Consider the following 20500-nt stretch of genomic DNA (forward strand, 5'->3'; position numbering starts at 1 on the left):
TAAGAATACTAATTTAAATAATGTCTAGAATTTAGATGTGTAGTTTTAATTTAAAATTAAGTTAAGAGGGACTATACGCCTAGATTAGCAAGAATAAAAGAAGAAGATAAAATATAATGATTAGAAGTATAAGTGAAATAAACTTATTTAAATTCATAGATGATAAGAAGGGGTATTTAAGAATTATGAAACTGTGCAAAGGTATGTTTGAATTTGAATCTAAGTTAACAAATAGAGGATTAAAATTATTAAAAATAAGTAAAGGACTAATATATCAAGAAGTTAGGTTTGGAGATGTTTTGTACGATATATTAAGAGAATAAATATTAGGAGGCTAGGAAAATGGATATAGCATCTATGTCTATGGGATTAAGTCAAGCTAGAGTAATGCAAGGTGTGCAATTATCTCTAATGAAGCTTCAAATGAATAATGGAAAAGAAGTAGCTCAAAATATGATTCATGATATGGGTAAACTTACAAATGTAGCGAAAGACCCATCTAAAGGAAACTCAATAGATTCTTTTGCATAAAGTTTACAATAAAAAGTACATATAATTTTTATATGTACTTTTTTCATTGTTATAAAATTATAAGATAATCTTATTGAAAATTTGACATAAATATTAACTAGGAGTATGATTTTATAGTAGAGAGTTAAATTTTCATTAATACTTTTAACATAAAATTAATATAAATATCTCTTAACTTCTATGCAAAAAGAGGGTAAGAGCTTTTGTCGCGGTCAAATTTAATATAGGAGTGATTATATTTATGAAACCAATGTTATTTACAATGATTAAAAAGGGGGAGTTCAATAAGGAAAGGATTATAAAAGATATCATAGCTGGAATAATAGTTGCGATAATAGCATTGCCTTTATCAGTAGCATTAGGAATATCCTCAGGAGTATCTCCAGAAAAAGGACTTATAACTGCAATAATAGCAGGATTACTCATATCATTTTTGGGTGGAAGTAGGGTACAAATTGGTGGACCTACAGGTGCATTTGTTGTTATAGTATATGGGATTATAGAAACCTATGGTTTTGAAGGCTTAGTAATATCAACTATTATGGCGGGAATAATTCTAATTTTTTTAGGATTAATGAGACTAGGAAGTGTAATTAAATTTGTTCCTCATCCTGTAACAGTTGGATTTACAGCAGGAATTGCAATAACACTTTTATCAACTCAAATTAAAGATTTCTTAGGCTTAAATATAGAAAAGGTTCCAGCCGAGTTTATTCCTAAAATAAATTCATATTTACAAAATATTAGTACAATAAATTTGACAGCTTTAGCAATAGGAATAATATCGTTGATAATAATGATATTTTGGCCTAAAGTAAATAAGACAATACCAGGTTCTTTAATAGCAATAATAATTACTACATTATTAGTAAATTTGCTTAAATTACCTGTAGATACAATAGGTAGTAGATATACTGAGATATCAGCAGCAATACCTACTCCATCAATACCGAACATAAATTTACAAACAATACAAAGCTTAATAAAGCCTTCATTTACAATAGCAATATTAGCAGCAATAGAATCATTACTTTCAGCTGTAGTAGCAGATGGAATGATAGGCAGTAAGCATGACTCAAACATGGAGCTTATAGCTCAAGGCGTTGGAAATATAGCATCAGGCTTGTTTGGTGGTATACCAGCAACAGGTGCAATAGCTAGAACTGCAGCTAATGTAAAGAATGGCGGAAAAAGCCCAATAGCTGGAATAGTACATGCTATAATGCTGTTCTTAATTATGATAGTGTTTATGCCTTTAGCAAAGCTAATACCTATGACAACATTAGCTGGGGTATTAATAATAGTTTCATATAATATGGGAGAATGGAAAACTTTTTATTCACTTTTTAAAGCGCCTAAAAGCGATGTAATAATTTTAATAGTAACTTTTCTATTAACAGTTATATTTGACCTAGTTGTAGCGATAGAAATAGGAATGGTATTAACAATGTTTTTATTTATGAAGAGAATTTCAGAAACTACAAATATAGAAACAAGTGAATGTTCTAATGAATTTAATAAAAGTACGGATAAAAATAATATGAATGATAATGTATTAGTTTATGAAATAAACGGACCATTTTTCTTTGGTGTTGTTCAGAAATTTATAGATGCAATGAAAGGGCTTAATTCTACACATGATGTTTTAGTATTAGATATGAAGAATGCAACAGCAATAGATTCTACAGCAATGGATGCATTGATTAGATTACATAGAAGATGTGAAACTCATAATGTAAGATTGCTTTTAGCAGATATTAATAAGCAACCTAAGAAAGTTTTACGTGGAATGGGCTTTATTGATTTAATAGGAGAAAAATCTATATTTAAAACAAAAGAAGAGGCATTAAGTTCATTTTAATATCTAACATATATAAATAGGGACGGTTAATCACTAAATTAAGTATTGAACTCAATTTGATAATTAACTGTCCCTATTTATTTTTATGATGATTTTAAGACTTAACCGTCTCTATTTGCCACAGCATTTTTTGTATTTTTTGTTGCTGCCACAAGGACATGGGTCATTTCTTCCAATTTTATTTGATGTAATCAAATTGGAAGTTTGTTTGCGTCCATATAAATCATTGTTGCAATGTCCTTTAAATGCCCATAATGATACGTTGTTCATAACATCCTTTATATAAGGAGTAACATGTATCATTTGGCCTTCATCTTTAAAATGAACATAGGTATTTAAGTAGTTTAAGATAGTAGGGATGTTAAAATTATTTTTAATCCATATAGTACATCTATTAACTATTTTGGCTACTTCTTCACTATTAACGTCCATTATAGAGTTTAAGTAAGTATATAAATGAGTTTCATAATGATTCCAATTAAAAGTATTTCCATCACTATACAATAAAATATCATCTATACTAAATTGTTTGTAGTCTAGATTTTCTTTTGATTGTTGATTTTCGATTAATGAATTAGTATTAAATATGTCTTTATGACATAAAATTTTATCTTTAATTCTTATATCATCATATTTTTTACAATATAAGTTCAATAATTTAATAAAGTTATCCATTGAAATATCTTCTTTTAAATAAGTAAGTACAATTGGATGAATATCATTAATACTTATAACTCCGTAATGATAAAGACAACCTTTAACAATCTTTATCATCTTATTACTTGAAATAATCTTTTCTTCTACTGAACAATTCCCAATAAGTTCTTTAATTTGATCTAAATAATCACTAGGTATAATTACAGAGTTTTCCTTATTTATTAAACAAGGAAAGGCAAGTCCAAGAATTTTCAATGATTTTAATAAAGTTATTTCATCATAGCTTATTATGTAAGTTTTATCACTATCAAAAGTAATTTTCTTTAATAGATTAAACTCCTCGGCATTTAAATGATTGGAAAAGATATCTTCCATATTTTCTTTAGTAAAATCTACGATTTTATTTACAAGATCACCCTTTTTTAAGGAACTTGCTCCTGGTATTCCGTAATACTTTCTAATTTCATCTAAATCACTTTTTGTATAACTGTTCAAAATATTAGAACTTATTTTATTATTTTTTAAATCTTTAAACAATGACTTTAGCTCCTTTTCAACTTTTTCACTGGCTGTGTTTTTAGAATTAGTTGATAAATTCATTCCGTATCACCTTTATAAAAAATATCACTAATTAAGTTTAATTCAAAACCGAGATATTTTCAACCTTCATTTGAATTTGTGTTAAAAATTGTAATAAATATTTGTATAAACATATTTTTAATACACATAATAGACTTTAAACTTATAAATTCTTATTGAGACAATAAGAATTTGCTAAAAATACACTGAATTTATGATAAAAGTTATGAAAAATAATAAAATATGTAATACTTTATAAATTAAGTTAGATTATTATTGTAATCGTTAATTATAAAGTATTATAATTATTATAGAAACATAAAATAATACATAATACAGGGGGTACCTAAATGGAAAAAATAGTAATATCAACAGACAAGGCTCCAGGAGCAATAGGACCATATTCTCAAGGTATAAAAATAGGAGAACTAGTTTACACTTCAGGACAAATTCCAGTAGATCCTGCTACAGGAAATGTATCAAGTGATGTGAAAGAGCAAACTAGACAATCATTAAATAATATTAAAGCTATATTAGAAGCTGCAGGAACAACTATAGATAAAGTAGTTAAAACTACAGTATTTATAAAAGACATGAATGATTTTGCAAATATAAATGAAGTTTATGCTGAGTTCTTTACTCAACCATATCCATCAAGAAGTTGTGTAGAAGTAGCTAGATTGCCAAAAGATGTGAAGATTGAAATAGAAGTAATAGCATTAGCTTAATATAAGCTTATAAAAATACAAATAAAAAAGGCACTTTTTAAGTGTCTTTTTTTATTTGTATTTTTTTGTTTTATAAAAGAGAAGATACATTGAAAAATAAGAAAATAATTAGAATTAAGTAAATGAAATGAAAAGAAAATGTTTACAAAAAATTATTTAAATATTTCCTCTAATAATTTAATAAGTCAACTTCGTACCATTAAAATAATCAACAAAACTATTAGATTGCATGAGGAAATCTAATGCATTTTAATTATTTGAACTTAAATGAGCTAGTTTAAATAATTAGATATAAATAGTTGAATTTTAACTTTTTGTTACTGAAGAATATAATCATAATAGTCACGACAGGGAGGTAATAAAAATGGTGATTGTAGTTATTATAGTATTCTTGGTTTTGTGTTATTTATTTTATTCACTACTACACCCAGAAAAATTTTAACTCATACTATTATTTAGGAGGTGGAAAAAATGAGTTTTTTAGAAATGGGAGTAATAATCTTTATATTCATTATTTTAAGTGTAGTATTTGGTAAATATATATATAAAATAATGGTTTTTAAAGAATCTAAAATGGACAAGTTTTTTGATAAGTTAGAAAATCCAATTTATAAATTTTTAGGAATTCAAAGTGATAAGAATATGTCGTGGAAAATTTATGGACTATGTATATTAGGCAGTAACATAATAATGATGGTTATTGGCTTTATTATATTAAAATTACAAGGTGGATTGTTGTTAAATTCAAATGGGGCAGGAGCAATGTCTAGCGATTTATCAATAAACACAGTAATTAGTTTTATGACCAATACTAATCTTCAAGATTATGCAGGTGAAACCAGTTTATCATATTTATCACAAATGACAGTTATAACTTTTTTAATGTTTACATCTGCTGCAACAGGATTTGCCGTAGCAGGATCTTTTATGAGGTGTATAACTGGAGATAAAAAAGGCGTAGGAAATTTCTTTCAAGATATGATAAGAATAGTTTTAAGACTTTTAGTTCCAGTATGTATAGTAATATCAGTTATATTAATTGCACAAGGTGTGCCTCAAACCTTAAATGGACCTAAGGTTGTAACAACTATAGAAAATAAGGAGCAAGTAATACCGTTAGGACCAGTAGCATCTTTAGAATCTATAAAACATTTAGGAACAAATGGTGGTGGTTTCTTTGGAGCCAATTCATCACATCCATTTGAAAACCCCACACCTTTAACTAATGCTATTGAAATGTTATCTATGATGGCTATACCAGGAGCTATGATTTATGCATTTGGGTTAGCAACTAAGAATAAGAAACAAGGATGGACAATATTTATTTCATTATTAGCATTATTTATAGTAGGACTAGCAATTTGTTATCATAGTGAAAGTTCATTTGGAATATCAGGAAATATGGAAGGAAAAGAATTAAGATTTGGAATAGTGGATTCAAGTTTATTTACAACTGTAACCACAGCATTTACTACAGGATCAGTAAATAATATGCATGACTCACTAACACCTTTAGGTGGAATGGTTGCCATGGGCAATATGATGCTAAATACTGTTTTTGGTGGAAAAGGTGTAGGCTTTATGAATTCAATTATGTATTCAATTATAGCTGTATTTTTATGTGGTTTAATGGTTGGAAGGACACCAGAGTTCTTAGGTAAAAAGATAGAGGTTAAGGAAATAAAATTATTATCATTAGCTATATTAATACATCCTATAATAATTTTAATACCATCTGCTATAGCATTAAATGTACAAGCTGGAACATCAGCAATAACAAATGGTTCTTATCATGGAATATCTCAGGTCATATATCAATTTGCATCCAGTGCGGCTAATAATGGATCAGGATTTGAAGGACTAGCAGATAATACAGTGTTTTGGAATCTATTGACAGGATTAGTTATGTTCCTTGGAAGATACTTATCAATGATAATTCTTATAGCGGTAGCTGCTTCAATGGCAAACAAAAAATTAGTTCCAGAAAGCGATGGTACGCTTAAAACTGATAATGGAACTTTTGGAGTTATACTTGTAGCAACAATCTTAATAGTAGGAGCATTAACTTTCTTACCAGCATTAGCCTTAGGACCAATAGCGGAACATTTGACAATGGGGTTATAGAAGGGAGGATAGAATTATGAAAAAGAAAGAATCATCAAAATTCATAACTAAAGATATATTAAATTCATCAGTAAAAGGAGCCTTTAAAAAGTTAAATCCTAAATATATGGTGAAAAATCCAGTAATGTTTATAGTTGAAATGGGTATGATTTTAACAGTTATACTAAGTTTCTTTCCAGAAGCTTTTTCAAAAGTTAATGATGCATCAAGGGCATATAACATTGCAGTATCAATAATATTATTTTTAACAGTACTATTTAGTAACTTTGCTGAATCAGTTGCAGAAGGAAGAGGTAAGGCTCAAGCTGATAGTATGAAGAAAACAAGAAAAGATACAAAAGCTAAGCTATTAACTGATGGTGGGGAAATAGTTATTGTAAGTTCTAGTGAAGTTAGAAAAGGCGATATAGTTCTTATAGAAGTTGGAGATATAATACCCAATGATGGTGAAGTAATAGAAGGGTTAGCATCAGTTGATGAATCTGCAATAACTGGAGAATCAGCTCCTGTTATGAAAGAAGCAGGTGGAGACTTTAGTTCAGTTACAGGAGGAACAAGGGTTGTAAGTGACTATTTAAAAGTTAAAATTACAGCTGTTCCAGGGGAATCGTTTTTAGATAAAATGATAACTTTAGTTGAGGGTGCCAAAAGACAAAAAACACCTAATGAAATGGCATTAAGTACATTACTAGTAAGCTTAACAATAATATTTGTAATAGTCATAGCAACTTTATATCCTATAGCGCTATATTTAAAAGTAGAAATATCAGTACCAACTCTTGTAGCATTACTTGTATGTTTAATACCAACAACTATTGGTGGGCTTCTTTCAGCAATAGGTATTGCAGGAATGGACAGAGTAACAAGATTCAATGTTATAGCTATGTCTGGTAAAGCAGTAGAATCTTGCGGTGATGTGGATACAATGATATTAGACAAAACAGGAACTATAACTTTTGGTAATAGAATGGCATATGAGTTTTACGAAGTTAACAATCATTCAAAAGAAGAGGCAAGTAAATATGCTTTAATATCTTCTTTAAAAGATGAAACTCCAGAAGGAAGATCAGTTGTTGATCTTTGTGAAAAAAGAGATTTAAAGATTGATATAAATGAATTTGTAGATAGTGAATTTATAGAATTTACAGCTCAGACTAAAATGAGTGGTTTAAATTTACCAAATGGAACAAAAATAAGAAAAGGTGCTGCACAGGCTATAAAAAGTTTTGTAATAGAGCAAGGTGGAACAGTACCAAAAGATTTAGATGAAAAGGTTGATGAAATATCAAAACTTGGAGGAACTCCTTTAGTAGTGGCAGTAAATAATGAAATTTATGGAGTTATCTATTTAAAGGACACTGTAAAGCCAGGTCTTGTTGAGAGATTTCAAAGGCTAAGAGAAATGGGGATAAAAACAATTATGTGCACAGGAGATAATCCACTTACGGCACAAACAATTGCAAGAGAAGCTGGTGTAGATGATTTTATAGCAGAATGTAAACCAGAAGACAAGATAGATGTAATTAAAAAAGAGCAAGGAGAAGGAAAAATTGTTGCCATGACAGGTGATGGAACAAATGATGCTCCTGCTTTAGCACAAGCAGATGTGGGAATAGCTATGAATAGTGGAACTGTTTCAGCAAAGGAAGCTGCAAATATGGTGGATCTAGATTCAGATCCAACTAAAATATTAGAAGTTGTAGAAATTGGCAAACAGCTTTTAATAACAAGAGGAGCTTTAACAACCTTTAGTATAGCTAATGATATAGCAAAATATTTTGCTATAATACCAGCTATTTTTGCAGCAGCTATTCCAAGTATGCAAATTTTAAATGTAATGAAACTATCAACACCTAATAGTGCAATAATATCTGCTTTAATATTTAATGCCGTTATTATACCATCTTTAATACCTTTAGCGATGAAAGGTGTAAAGTATGTACCAATGAAAGCAGAAAGACTTTTAAGAAAAAATCTTTTGGTTTATGGATTAGGAGGAGTTATTGTACCGTTTATAGGAATAAAAATTATTGATTTGATAGTATATCCATTATTAAATGTGTTAAATATTTAGAGGTGATATAAAATGAAGAAATTTATGCAATGTTTAAAATTATCAGTATTGCTATTGATTATATGTGGGATTATATATCCTTTAATAGTTACAGCACTTGGACAAAGTTTATTTGCAAATAAAGCTAATGGAAGTTTTATAAAAGTAGATGGAAAGGAAGTAGCATCAACATTTATAGGACAAGATTTTACTTCAGATAAATTTTTTAAAGGAAGAATATCTTCTGTAAATTATAATACTTCTAAAGAAGGTGAAGAAATAGATCCTTCAACTGTAGCATCAGGTTCACAAAATCTAGCACTTTCAAATGATGAGTTGAAAGAAAGAAGAGAAGTAACAATAAAGGAAATATTAAAGGAAAATACAAGTTTAACTAGGGATCAAATACCAGAGGATCTAATAACTTCAAGTGGTTCAGGCTTAGATCCACATATATCAGTAAAAAGTGCAGAGGTTCAAGTTGGTAGAGTAAGTAATTCAACAGGGATTTCAAAGGAAACACTTTATGAGTATATAGACAATGCTACTGAAAATAAGCAGTTAGGTATTTTAGGACAAACAAGGGTAAATGTAGTTAAATTAAATATACAAATAGCAAAAGCACTAAATCTAATATAAAAAATTATCTGATGGCTACCACCTGTAACACACCCATCCTCTTACAAGGTGAGGGATAACAGTTGCTATGCCTCTAGATAATTCATCTAACCTTCTTCAGATGGTGGAAAGAACACAATCTGAAGGAAGCGTTCTATATTAAAAACAATACTGCCACCCTTAAATAAGGGACAGTTTTGTTTTTTGTTAAAACTAATTAGTACATGTATATATTATAAAGAGGATACCTTTTCTAATAATTTAAACCTTAGAAAAGGTATCCTCTTTATTGAGGTATTATATGAATTTCAGCTTCACTAACTTGTTTAAGAAGTTTATATACAGTAGAACCTCTTATAATAATTTGAAGTCTACTTCTATTAGGATGTCCTATAATAATTTGAGTTATATATTTAGAAGCGGCAAAGTTAACTAATTCATTTGATACACTTTTACCTGTTAGCTTTATTATTTCCGCACCTAATGTCCTAGCAAGTTGAATGTTTTCATTTAGCATTTTAAGACTTTCAGGATCAATCTGAGGGGCCATAAAGTGCGTACATTGAACATATACAACAAACCAACGACACTTATAGGTTTTAGCTCTTCTAGCACCTTGACGTATTAACTTTTTACAAGAAGGATTGGCACTTATACATACCATAATTCTTTCACAAGTATGCCATGTTTCCGTTATGCCATGCTTTTTCTTATACTCTTCTAAATCTACATCTACTTCTTCTGCAGTTTGGCGAAGGGTAAGTTCTCTTAAGGCATTTAAGTTACCTTTTCTAAAGAAATTCCTTAGTGCTCTAATAGCTACATCAGGCTTATATACATCTCCTTGAGTAAGTCTAGTTCTAAGAGCATCAGGGCTTATATCTATAACCTCAACTTCATCGGCACTTTCTATTATTCTATCAGGTACAGTTTCACGAATTTTAACACCAGTTATTTTTTCAACAACATCATTAAGACTTTCTAAATGTTGAATATTTAAAGTGGTAACAACATTAATTCCAGCATTTAAAAGTTCTTCTATATCTTCATATCTTTTTTTGTTTTTACAACCAGGTACATTAGTATGAGGAAGTTCATCTACAAGAATGGTATGAGGATGTAATTTTAGTGCTTCTTCTAGATTAAAATCCTCTAAAATTTTACCGTTATAGTTCAGTTTTTTTCTAGGTAATATAATTAACTTTTTAATCTGTTCTTCTGTTTCACGTCTACCATGAGTTTCTAAAAAACCAAGTATTACATCTTCATTTTTACTTAGCATTCTATTTGCTTCATTAAGCATAGAATAAGTTTTTCCAACTCCAGGAGCATAGCCTATAAAAATCTTTAAGTGACCTCTTCCTTCAATCTTTACTTTTTCTAGAGCTTCATTTGGAGTAAGTCTTTTTTCCACCATTGTTGAATCCCCCTTCATGATTAGTCATCTATAGTAATGTAATTTAAATTTATCACTAAAATAAATAATTATAAAATGAAAAAATTAAGGCATTTAAGGTTAAATATAATTAATTTTCATAAATAAAAAGAACTAAGACAATATATCCTTAAAAATCATAAGGATACATAGCTATAGTTCTTATTTTCTATATATAAAAAATTTATTTTGGCTTGTACATATTTTAAAGTAACTTACTAATGATTAATTGAGTTCCCTCTTGAATTAATAAGTTGAATCCTAGTCCTAGACATATACAGATTACAGTATAGCCTATACATTTAGGTAGAATATCTTTCATTAATTCTTCAGATTTTATAACTTTAATGATTCTTCTAGAAAATATAAGGAATATTATCCAAGGGATCATTCCCTCTATAGAAAATATAGGAACTAAAAGTAGAATAGTTATAAAAGATATTGCAAGAATAATTTTTTTATTCATAGTTACTTTCCTCCATCAAAAAAATTAGCTCTTATAAGTTTATCACTTAAATCAATTGATTTAAGCATGTCAGATTTCTCTTCTTCAGACATATTGTTGCTTCTGATTGATCTATCTGATAAAACTGTAAAGTCTTTATTTGTATTTAAAAGGTTTCTACCAAAGTAATAATTAGATTCAGGTTTATCAGCGCCAAATAAATAAGAAATAGTTGGCAATGTATCACACTGACCTCCTATAGTATTAAATGTTTTACCTTCCATACCTTTAGAAAACATTATAAGAGGAACTTTTCTATCATTATTTTGAAACCATGGTTCACCATTTTTTATGTTTTTAATTTCATCTCCAAAGAATTTATTGGGACCTTCATGATCACCATAAATAACAACAACTGTATTATCTAATAAACCCTTAGAGTCTAATGTATCCAAAAAATTACCTATTTGTTTATCAGTATATCGAATAGAATCAAAATATTTTCCTAAAATGTGATCTTTAAGTTCAGGTTCTAAATCTAAAGTTTTTAAATCTTCAGGCAGTCCAAATGGTGTATGACTTGTTAAAGTTATTGAATAACTTAAAAATGGCTTAGGTTGTGTTTCTATTGTGTCAGCTAATTGTTTCAAAAAGCTTTCATCACTTAATCCAAGACCAATGATATCATCTTGCTCAAAGGATGCAGAATCTAAGCATTTATCATAACCAATTGATTTTAAAGACTGAAGCCAATTCCAATAAGATCCTTTGTCAGGATGAGAAGCCAAAGTACTATATCCCATTTCTCTCATTATATTTGGTAAAGAATTAGTATAAGAGTTAGTTGGGAATCTAAAAAATGTACCACCACTTCTAACAGGGAATACTGAAGTGTTAGTAATAAGTTCAGCATCTGAGGTTGTCCCATTAAAAGTCTGCTCATGAAAATTATTAAAATAAAAACTATTATTTAAAATTTTATTTAAATTAGGAGTTATTTCTTGACCATTAATTGTATTTCCTATAACAAAATTCTCTAAAGATTCAACTTGAAGAATCACCAAATTTTTTCCTTTAAACATATCCTTGTATTCATTATCGGGTAGGTCTTCATTTTTGTTTTTAAACCAATTAATTGCTTCATTTTTTTCATCAGAAGTTAAAGTATAAGGCTTATTTTCCTTATAAAAGTCGTAAATATCAAAAAGATGGTACCCTATAGGGGTCAAGTTAGTCATAGTTTGATTTTGAGCCCATGTTTTGTAAAAGATATATTGATTTTCATAAGATCTTCTAAACTTGTCTACTTTATAATGACAATAAGTTAAATAGACTATAGGAATTAAAAATAACAATAGAAAGTTTTTCATACTTATCTTGAAGTTTCTATAGTCTTTTTTATTTTTAATTATTAATATAAATAAAAGTATTATATCTACAATAAATATAAGGTCTATAGGTCTAAACATGGCAAAAATACTATCCCCTAAATTATCAAGGTTAGAGGTATATCCAAACATATGATAATTTAAAAAGGATCTATTACCTCTGTAGTACCATATATCTCCTATATAAATTAATGTAACCAGCATATCTAAAAATAAAAAGCTCCAACAATGCCATTTATTTTTGAAAAGATAAGAGAATGATAATATTAATGCTATGAAGCAAAAGTAAACCAGTATAGGTGGCATTGAATATAATACCGATTTAAAATTAACTGACACTGCATTATCATCAGATATTAATAAAAGAAAAATTATAGTTTTAAGAAAAATTGCTATGAATGTGTATTTAAATAGTTTATCTCTAGAAATAGAATTAAATCCATTTTTAAAAAAGTTTCCTATATATGAGGTTATCTTATATAAGTTAGAGTTATTATCCATAGTTGTGTAAACCTCCCACGAGTATATTGTTTTAATGTTATAAGTAGTATATAACGTTATAGAACGAATCTTCAATCTAAATGCTATATGAGTCAATTTTAGGGGCATAGCCATTAGATTAGGCACATGAAAGAAAATAACAAGACAAAATAGACTAGAATACTGACTTGTTATTTTTTTGAATGTGCCTTAATGTATAATTAAAATGTAAAAAGTAATACTGATGATAAAGATCGTTTAATAAGTATTACTTAATTCTTAAATATTTTTTAATTTATATGAGTATTTTATTTATTAACCTAATTATACAAAATATTTAAGATTAAATACATTTAATTATCTTACATTTTTACATAATACACATTACATTAGTGTAAGTTTCAATATTATTCAACAATACTTATAACATTAGTTTTCATTAGTAACAAATATTATAATATCAACTTAAATTCATGAAAACAATAACTTAATATATAACTTAATGTTTTTTTAAGAAATTTTAAGAAAATCTTCATAAATTTTAACAATATTGTTAAGAGATTTATGTATAATGAAATATAAAGGAGACAAATATATGATACTATTTGAAGAAAGTTATTATAAAAACAAACTTAAAAAGTTTACAGATAAATGTAAAATAAAACAAAATATAGTCATTGATAATGTTAAGTTAGAATATGAATCTATTATATCAGACAAAATAACTACATATATGCTCAACTATATAGGAGATATGTATAGATACCCTAAGCTTATAATAAACAATGAAATAACAATGTATCAGCTTTAGAAATGGGAGGATGTTACGAGGCGTCAAAAAATTCAAAAGGAAAAGTAGGTGTGGTTGGTCTTGGATTAAAATCTTAAATGAGGATGCATTTATATATGCTGAGAACCATAAAGGAAATTAAGGATATAATTCAAGTATTTTAGGGGTTACATATAACATTATATTTTGTATAATTATATTATTAAGGTAAATAAATAATAGATTAAATTGTCCTAATATAAGGGATATTTGTATAAGTGGAGGATTACATGGAACCGTACATAAATTTTAATAGAGATAGATATAGGGATAGAAAAAGAAAAATATTAAAGAGAATACTATTTTTCATACTGTTTATATTTTTAGTAACAATAGGGATTGGAATTGTAGTGAAAAACAAAAAAGAAGTAGTAGTTAAAAATTTGGAAAAAGGTATGTTTATTAATATTACAGATGAAATTAGTGAACCATTTAATCAAATAAATTGGCAAGAGGTAGCAGCGGTTATAGCTACACAAAATAAAGGAGATTTATCATCAGTATCTGAATCAGATGTTAAAAATATGAGCAAAAAATTCATAGAAATTGAAAATAGTGAATCTAAATTGTTGTCATTGGATGAGATTATGGACAACTTACAATTTAAAGATAAGGAAAAAGAACAAACCAAGAAGTTTATAAGTCAAATTTCTAAGACATATACAACAACTGGAGATACTCATAAGGAATTTGTAAATGAGATTAAGGTAGGAGCAATTGAGACATATAAAACATATAAAATTTTACCATCCATAACTATTGCCCAGGCAATATTAGAGACAGGTTGGGGGAAATCTGAGTTAACAACAAAGGCAAATAATTATTTTGGAATAAAAGCAGATAAAAGCTGGACGGGCAAAAAAATTAATATGTATACAAAAGAATACAATGACAAAACTATTAAAGATGATTTTAGGCAATATGATAATAGAATAGATTCTTTTAAAGATCATGGAAAATTTTTGAGTATCAATGAAAGATACCAAAAAGCAGGGCTTTTTACATCAGGTCATTATATAGAACAGGCAACAGCATTACAAAAGGCTGGATATAGCACTGTTGAGGATGAATTTGGAAATAAAACCTATGGTAAACTTTTAGTTGATATTATAAAAGATAATAATTTAATGACTATAGATAATGAAGCACAAAGAGATGAGTAATGTGGTGAAAAGGTAATTTATTGAAAGATATATGTTGATATTTTATGGGTTAACACCATAAAATACACAGCATATATCTTTTAGTGTTATAAAAAATAATTTGTTATATATAGGTAGAATTAAAAAAACTGTTGAAACTTATTGAAACTTAGGATAAAAATATTTATAATTTCTATATATGGTGATACAAAATGCTAAAACTTTTAATAAATCTGTAAAAATAAATAATAAAAATTAATTTAAATAAAAAACTTTGAAAAGTAGATTTATTATATGAATTGAGCATAGTATTAGAGTATGATATACTATAAAATATGTTGACGTTTTATAGGTATTAATGAATCTTTTAAGGTAGGTTTTAATATGAGTAAATTTATAATTGACAGAATAGAATCTCAATTTGTTGTGTGTGAAGATGAGCTTGGGAATATAATTAATTTAAAAAAAAATATCATAAATGGTGATTTAAAAGAAGGCAGTGTTATAATTGAAATAGATAATAAATATAATATTGATGAAGAAGAAACAAAGAAAAGAAAAGAAGAATTAGCTAGATTAATGGATGGGATGTGGGCTAATGAATAATGAAATTAAAGGGGAGGATACTTCGACTTCTCTTAGCTTTTTTAAGGATTGGGTAATTCCAATAGCTGTTGCATTGCTTATAGCTGTAATTATTCATAAATTCTTGATATTTAAGGTTTATATACCATCTGAATCTATGTACCCAACCTTAACTAAGGGAGATCATTTGTTTGTAAAAAAAGTTTATAACTACGATAAAATAAAAAGGCAAGATATAATTGTGTTTAACTTTAAAGAAGATGGTAAAGACGAACTTTTAATTAAAAGGGTTATAGGGCTACCAGGAGACACTGTGAAAATAGACAACCAAGGAAAAGTATTTGTAAATGGTGAGGAGCTTAATGAACCTTATATAAAAAATCAAAGTAATTTATCAGGTGAATTTAAAGTTCCAGAGGGAAGATATTTCTTTTTAGGAGATAACAGATCAAATTCAAAAGATTCAAGGTTCTGGAAGGATCCTTTCATAGAAAAAAATGAAATCAAGGGAAAAGCTTTTGTAAGGGTTTATCCATTTAATAGAATAGGACTTTTTTAAAATAATAAAAAATTGTTTTAAATAAAAGAGTTGAAGAACTAAGAACATGTATGCATTCAACTTTTGGGAATATGAGAGTATTAGTACAACTAGTTATCACATAACTTAGGGTTTAAAATAAATAAGCATTATTTTTAAAATAAATATAATATTGTCAAAAAAGAGTTAAGTAAAATTAATGGAAGGAATGTGGACTAATGACTAATGAGATTAACGGTAAAGGTGGTTCGGATTCCCTTAGATTTTTTAAGGATTGGGTAATTCCAATAGCTGTTGCATTATTTGTAGCTGTAATTATTCATAAATTCTTGATATTTAAGGTTTATATACCATCTGAATCAATGTACCCAGCCTTAACTAATGGAGATCATTTATTTGTAAAAAGAATCTATAACTATGATAAAATAAAAAGGCAAGATATAATTGTGTTTAACTTCAAAGAAGGTGGCAAAGAAGAACTTTTAATTAAAAGGGTTATAGGGCTACCAGGAGACACTGTTAAGATAGATAATCAGGGGAAAGTATTTATAAATGGTGAGGAGCTTAATGAACCTTATGTAAAAAATGAAAGCAATCTAGCAGGGGAGTTTAAAGTTCCAGAAGGAAAGTATTTCTTTTTAGGGGATAACAGATCAAATTCATATGATTCAAGGAGATGGAAAGATCCCTTCATAGACAAAAATGATATTAAGGGAAAAGCCTTTGTAAGGGTTTATCCATTTAATAGAATAGGACTTTTTTAAAAATAAGGGGGAAAAATTTATGTTAACTAAAAAAATTGAAGAACTAAGAGAAGAGATAATAGGCTCTACACAAGAAATTTTAAAAATCAAAAGTGTTGAGGGTGAACCAAAGGAAAATATGCCTTGTGGGGAAGAGATAAATAAAGCTCTTTTATATGCTCTAAAATTATCAGAAGACTTAGGGTTTAAAACAAAAAATTTAGATGGGTATGTTGGATATGCTGAGTATGGTGAAGGGGAAGATTACATTGCAGTATTAGGACATCTAGACTTAGTTCCAGAAGGTGAAGGATGGATGTATGATCCATATGCAGCTGAAATACATGATGGAAAGTTATATGGAAGAGGAACAGCTGATGATAAGGGACCTATAATAGCTGCATTATATGGATTAAAAGCAATAAAAGATTTAGGCTTAAAAATGTCAAGAAGAGTAAGAATTATATTTGGAACTAGCGAAGAAACAGGCGGACCAGATATAGAATACTATTTAAAACATGAAAAACCACCAGTATTAGGTTTTACTCCAGATGCTGAATATCCAATAATATTTGCTGAAAAGGGAATCGTTAGATTTACTTTAGATAAAAAATTAAATGCAAATAGCAATATAAAGGTAAAATATGTTAAAGCTGGAGATAGGGTTAATATAGTTCCAGATTACTGTGAAGCATTAATAGAGGGAATGGAATTTTCAGCAGTAGAAGAAAAATTAAATTCATTTAAAACAGCAGAGACTAAAGTTGAGATAGAAAAAGTTGATGAAGGAATTAAAGTTAAAGGATTTGGAACATCAGCTCATGGTTCAACTCCAGAAATAGGACATAATGCTATAATGGAATTAGTAAAGTTCTTAAATTACTTAAATGTAGGTGGAGATATGGGAGAATTATTCTCTTTCCTAGATAAATCTATAGGACTTGAAGTGAATGGAGAAAGTTTTGGAGTTGGATTTGAAGATAAGCCATCAGGAAAATTATCATTTAATGTTGGTATAATTAATATAACTGAAACAGAAGCTAAGGTTAGAGTTGATATAAGATATCCAGTAACTTTAGATAAGAATGATGTAATTAGCAATTTAGAAAAGAAAGCTAAAGAAATTGATGGTACTGTAGGAGATATCCAACAACAAGATCCTCTATACTTCTCAAAAGATCATGAACTTATAGTGAAATTACAAAAAGTTTATACAGAGCAAACTGGTAAAGAAGCAACTCTTTTGGCAATTGGTGGAGGAACTTATGCTAAAGAAATGCCTAATATAGTTGCATTTGGACCAACCTTCCCAGGAGAGCCAGATGTAATTCACCAACCAAATGAGTTTATAAAGGTTGAAGATTTGATATTAAATGCTAAGATATATGGAAATGCTATATATGAATTAGCAAAATAATTAATTTAAGAAAATCTTTAGAGATTATATAAGTCTTTAAAGATTTTCTTCTTAAAGAAAGGAGCTAACCCCATAAGGGTAAGTAAAATTTATGTTTAATAAAGATGATAAAAAGTTTAAGTATAGGATGTTTTATTTAGTAGCAGTATTATTTGTAGTACTTAGTGTAAATTATTTTCTAACTAATTATAGTACGCAGCAAATAAGTTACAGTGAGTTCTTAGATTTAGTACAGCAAAAACAAATTAAAGAGGTGAATTTCCAAAGAGACAAGATAGTTATAACTCCCGAAAAAGATTCATCTTATGCAGGTAAAGAACTTTATACAGGAAATGTTAAAGATCCTGAAATAATAAAAACTCTTAGGGAGTCTAACATTAAGTTTAATGCAGATGTGCCTAATAATGATCCCCTTTTAAGTATATTGTTATATTGGATAGGACCATTATTTATATTTATGCTTTTAGGAAGATTGATTTTTGGAAGATTGGATAAAAAAATGGGTGGAGGAGTTATGTCTTTTGGCAAAAATGTTGGAAAACTATATGCTGAAAGTAAGACTGGAAAAACATTTAAAGATGTAGCTGGTCAAGAGGAAGCCAAAGAATCATTAGTTGAAATTGTAGACTTTCTTCATAACCCACAAAGATATTCTGATATAGGTGCAAAATTACCTAAGGGAGCATTACTTGTAGGACCACCAGGAACAGGTAAAACCCTTCTTGCAAAAGCCGTGGCTGGTGAGGCAAAGGTTCCTTTCTTTTCAATGTCAGGGTCAAATTTTGTTGAGATGTTTGTTGGAATGGGAGCAGCAAGAGTTAGAGATTTATTTAGGCAAGCAGAAGAAAAAGCTCCTTGCATAATATTCATAGATGAAATTGATGCAATAGGTAAAAGCAGAGATGGTCAACTTCAAAGTAATGATGAAAGAGAACAAACATTAAATCAGTTGTTGGCAGAAATGGATGGATTTGATTCATCTAAGGGAGTTGTAATATTAGCTGCAACTAATAGACCAGAAATTTTGGATAAGGCTTTATTAAGGCCAGGACGTTTTGATAGAAGAGTAATAGTTGATAGACCAGATTTAGCTGGAAGAGAAGCTATACTTAAGGTTCATGCTAAAGAAGTTAAACTTTCAGATGATGTAGATTTAAATTCTCTAGCTAAATCAACTCCAGGAGCAGTTGGAGCTGATCTTGCAAATATAGTTAATGAAGCTGCTTTAAGTGCTGTGAAGCATAAAAGAAAAGTTGTAATCCAAGAGGATTTAGAAGAAGCTGTAGAAGTTATAATAGCTGGTAAAGAAAAGAAAGATAGAATAATGTCTTCAAAGGAAAAAAGAATAGTTGCATTTCATGAGGTGGGGCATGCATTAACAGCAGCGCTTTTAAAGAATGCAGATCCAGTTCACAAGATAACTATAGTTCCAAGAACTATGGGAGCATTAGGATATACTCTTCAGCTTCCAGAAGAAGATAAATATTTAGTATCTAAAGAAGAAATGCTAGATCAAATTATAGTTATGCTTGGAGGTAGAGCTGCTGAAGAGGTTGAGTTTAAATCAATATCTACAGGTGCTTCAAATGATATCGAAAGAGCTACACAAAGTGCAAGAAGTATGATAACTATTTATGGTATGAGTGATAAATTTGATATGATGGCATTAGAATCTGTTAGGAATAAATATTTAGATGGAAGAGCTATAATGAACTGTAGTGCAGAAACAGCTACTATAATAGATGATGAGACTTTATCAATTATAAAAACTTGTCATGAAAATGCAATAAAGCTTTTAGCTGATAATAAGGATCTATTAATAGAAATATCACAAAAACTTATAGAAAAAGAAACATTATTAGGTGAAGAGTTCATGGATATGATAAGAAATAGAAAACCCGAGCTTGTACCACCTAAAAAAGTTAAAGAAAAATGTGAAAAAAACGATTCTAAAGAAGAAAAAAATATAGACTTAGAAAACAAAGAAGAAAAAACATCTATAGATTTAGATGATAAAGAGCAACATCTTAATAATGATGACACAATGGAATTAGATAAATTAGAAGAATAATAATAAAATGGTTTGTAATAGAGTTACAAACCATTTTTTAATTTTGTAACAATAAAATTAAAGATAAACAAAGTATTCTTAAAGAAAGAATCTTCATTCATATGGTGTGTTAGATGAGCTAATATTTAAGTTTTATATATGATATGATAATATTATAGCACTTTATGGAAAAAATTCAAATCGCTTTTTTAGGCTTAATAAATAGAAAATAAATAAAAACAATAGGAAAAAAAGTTTAAATGTATTATAATGATAATTTCAAAGAAAGAATTTTAT

General features: G+C 28.4%; 19 protein-coding genes. 15 read left to right on the top strand and 4 right to left on the bottom strand.

Annotated features, from left to right (window positions below; all coding sequences use genetic code 11):
• The first annotated feature begins 116 nt into the window (after positions 1–116).
• From BM119_RS13825 to BM119_RS13835, 3 genes are all read left to right on the top strand, one after another.
• Positions 117–323: a hypothetical protein gene (locus BM119_RS13825; protein WP_090042331.1), complete on the top strand. Its 207-nt coding sequence runs from the start codon at positions 117–119 to the stop codon at positions 321–323.
• 19 nt (positions 324–342) lie between these two features.
• Positions 343–531, top strand: a complete 189-nt coding sequence (locus BM119_RS13830; RefSeq protein ID WP_090042332.1) for a YjfB family protein — start codon at positions 343–345, stop codon at positions 529–531.
• Between the two features lie 241 nt (positions 532–772).
• Positions 773–2392 (top strand): SulP family inorganic anion transporter, encoded by a 1620-nt coding sequence (locus BM119_RS13835; protein ID WP_090042333.1) that lies wholly within the window; start codon positions 773–775, stop codon positions 2390–2392.
• 111 nt (positions 2393–2503) lie between these two features.
• Here the strand turns inward: BM119_RS13835 and BM119_RS13840 are convergent, their stop codons facing one another.
• On the bottom strand, positions 2504–3649 hold the full coding sequence (locus BM119_RS13840) for a YecA family protein (RefSeq protein ID WP_090042334.1): 1146 nt from the start codon (positions 3647–3649) through the stop codon (positions 2504–2506).
• A gap of 329 nt (positions 3650–3978) precedes the next feature.
• Between BM119_RS13840 and BM119_RS13845 the strand changes: the two genes are divergently transcribed.
• The 5 genes from BM119_RS13845 to kdpC all read left to right on the top strand — a co-directional run bounded on the left by BM119_RS13845 (position 3979) and on the right by kdpC (position 9172).
• A complete protein-coding gene (locus BM119_RS13845) occupies positions 3979–4356 on the top strand; it encodes a RidA family protein (RefSeq protein ID WP_090042335.1) in 378 nt (125 codons plus the stop codon).
• A gap of 364 nt (positions 4357–4720) precedes the next feature.
• On the top strand, positions 4721–4798 hold the full coding sequence (locus BM119_RS20605; protein ID WP_090042355.1) for a potassium-transporting ATPase subunit F: 78 nt from the start codon (positions 4721–4723) through the stop codon (positions 4796–4798).
• Positions 4799–4827: 29 nt separating this feature from the next.
• The gene (gene kdpA / locus BM119_RS13855; protein WP_090042336.1) at positions 4828–6480 is read left to right on the top strand and encodes a potassium-transporting ATPase subunit KdpA; all 1653 of its coding nucleotides are present in this window, start codon (positions 4828–4830) and stop codon (positions 6478–6480) included.
• A gap of 16 nt (positions 6481–6496) precedes the next feature.
• Positions 6497–8554, top strand: a complete 2058-nt coding sequence (kdpB, locus tag BM119_RS13860) for a potassium-transporting ATPase subunit KdpB (RefSeq protein ID WP_090042337.1) — start codon at positions 6497–6499, stop codon at positions 8552–8554.
• Positions 8555–8566: 12 nt separating this feature from the next.
• Entirely contained in the window at positions 8567–9172 is a 606-nt protein-coding gene (gene kdpC / locus BM119_RS13865) for a potassium-transporting ATPase subunit KdpC (RefSeq protein ID WP_090042338.1), read from the top strand.
• Positions 9173–9437: 265 nt separating this feature from the next.
• On the opposite strand, the gene BM119_RS13870 is transcribed toward kdpC, so the two are convergent.
• The 3 genes from BM119_RS13870 to BM119_RS13880 form a co-directional block, all read right to left on the bottom strand.
• On the bottom strand, positions 9438–10568 hold the full coding sequence (locus BM119_RS13870; RefSeq protein ID WP_090042339.1) for a universal stress protein: 1131 nt from the start codon (positions 10566–10568) through the stop codon (positions 9438–9440).
• A 223-nt stretch (positions 10569–10791) separates the two neighbouring features.
• Positions 10792–11052, bottom strand: a complete 261-nt coding sequence (locus tag BM119_RS13875) for a hypothetical protein (protein WP_090042340.1) — start codon at positions 11050–11052, stop codon at positions 10792–10794.
• Between the two features lie 2 nt (positions 11053–11054).
• Positions 11055–12920, bottom strand: coding sequence for an LTA synthase family protein (locus BM119_RS13880; RefSeq protein ID WP_177199431.1), 1866 nt, complete (start codon positions 12918–12920; stop codon positions 11055–11057).
• Between the two features lie 574 nt (positions 12921–13494).
• Between BM119_RS13880 and BM119_RS13885 the strand changes: the two genes are divergently transcribed.
• The 7 genes from BM119_RS13885 to ftsH all read left to right on the top strand — a co-directional run bounded on the left by BM119_RS13885 (position 13495) and on the right by ftsH (position 20224).
• Positions 13495–13710, top strand: coding sequence for a hypothetical protein (locus BM119_RS13885; RefSeq protein ID WP_090042342.1), 216 nt, complete (start codon positions 13495–13497; stop codon positions 13708–13710).
• 248 nt (positions 13711–13958) lie between these two features.
• Entirely contained in the window at positions 13959–14891 is a 933-nt protein-coding gene (locus BM119_RS13890; protein WP_090042343.1) for a glycoside hydrolase family 73 protein, read from the top strand.
• 363 nt (positions 14892–15254) lie between these two features.
• Positions 15255–15476, top strand: a complete 222-nt coding sequence (locus tag BM119_RS13895; protein ID WP_090042344.1) for a DUF3006 domain-containing protein — start codon at positions 15255–15257, stop codon at positions 15474–15476.
• Complete coding sequence (lepB, locus tag BM119_RS13900) at positions 15469–16014, top strand: signal peptidase I (protein ID WP_090042345.1); 546 nt, start codon at positions 15469–15471, stop codon at positions 16012–16014. Before BM119_RS13895 ends, lepB (BM119_RS13900) begins: the two co-directional genes overlap by 8 nt.
• A gap of 197 nt (positions 16015–16211) precedes the next feature.
• The gene (lepB, locus tag BM119_RS13905) at positions 16212–16757 is read left to right on the top strand and encodes a signal peptidase I (RefSeq protein WP_090042346.1); all 546 of its coding nucleotides are present in this window, start codon (positions 16212–16214) and stop codon (positions 16755–16757) included.
• A gap of 19 nt (positions 16758–16776) precedes the next feature.
• Positions 16777–18153 carry a dipeptidase PepV gene (gene pepV / locus BM119_RS13910; RefSeq protein WP_090042347.1) on the top strand — a complete coding sequence of 459 codons (1377 nt, stop codon included), beginning with the start codon at positions 16777–16779 and terminating at the stop codon, positions 18151–18153.
• Between the two features lie 91 nt (positions 18154–18244).
• Positions 18245–20224 (top strand): ATP-dependent zinc metalloprotease FtsH, encoded by a 1980-nt coding sequence (ftsH, locus tag BM119_RS13915; protein ID WP_090042348.1) that lies wholly within the window; start codon positions 18245–18247, stop codon positions 20222–20224.
• The last annotated feature ends 276 nt before the right edge of the window (positions 20225–20500 follow it).

Origin of the sequence: Clostridium frigidicarnis, assembly GCF_900111985.1 — a bacterium.
In the GTDB taxonomy this organism is placed as follows: domain Bacteria; phylum Bacillota; class Clostridia; order Clostridiales; family Clostridiaceae; genus Clostridium_Z; species Clostridium_Z frigidicarnis.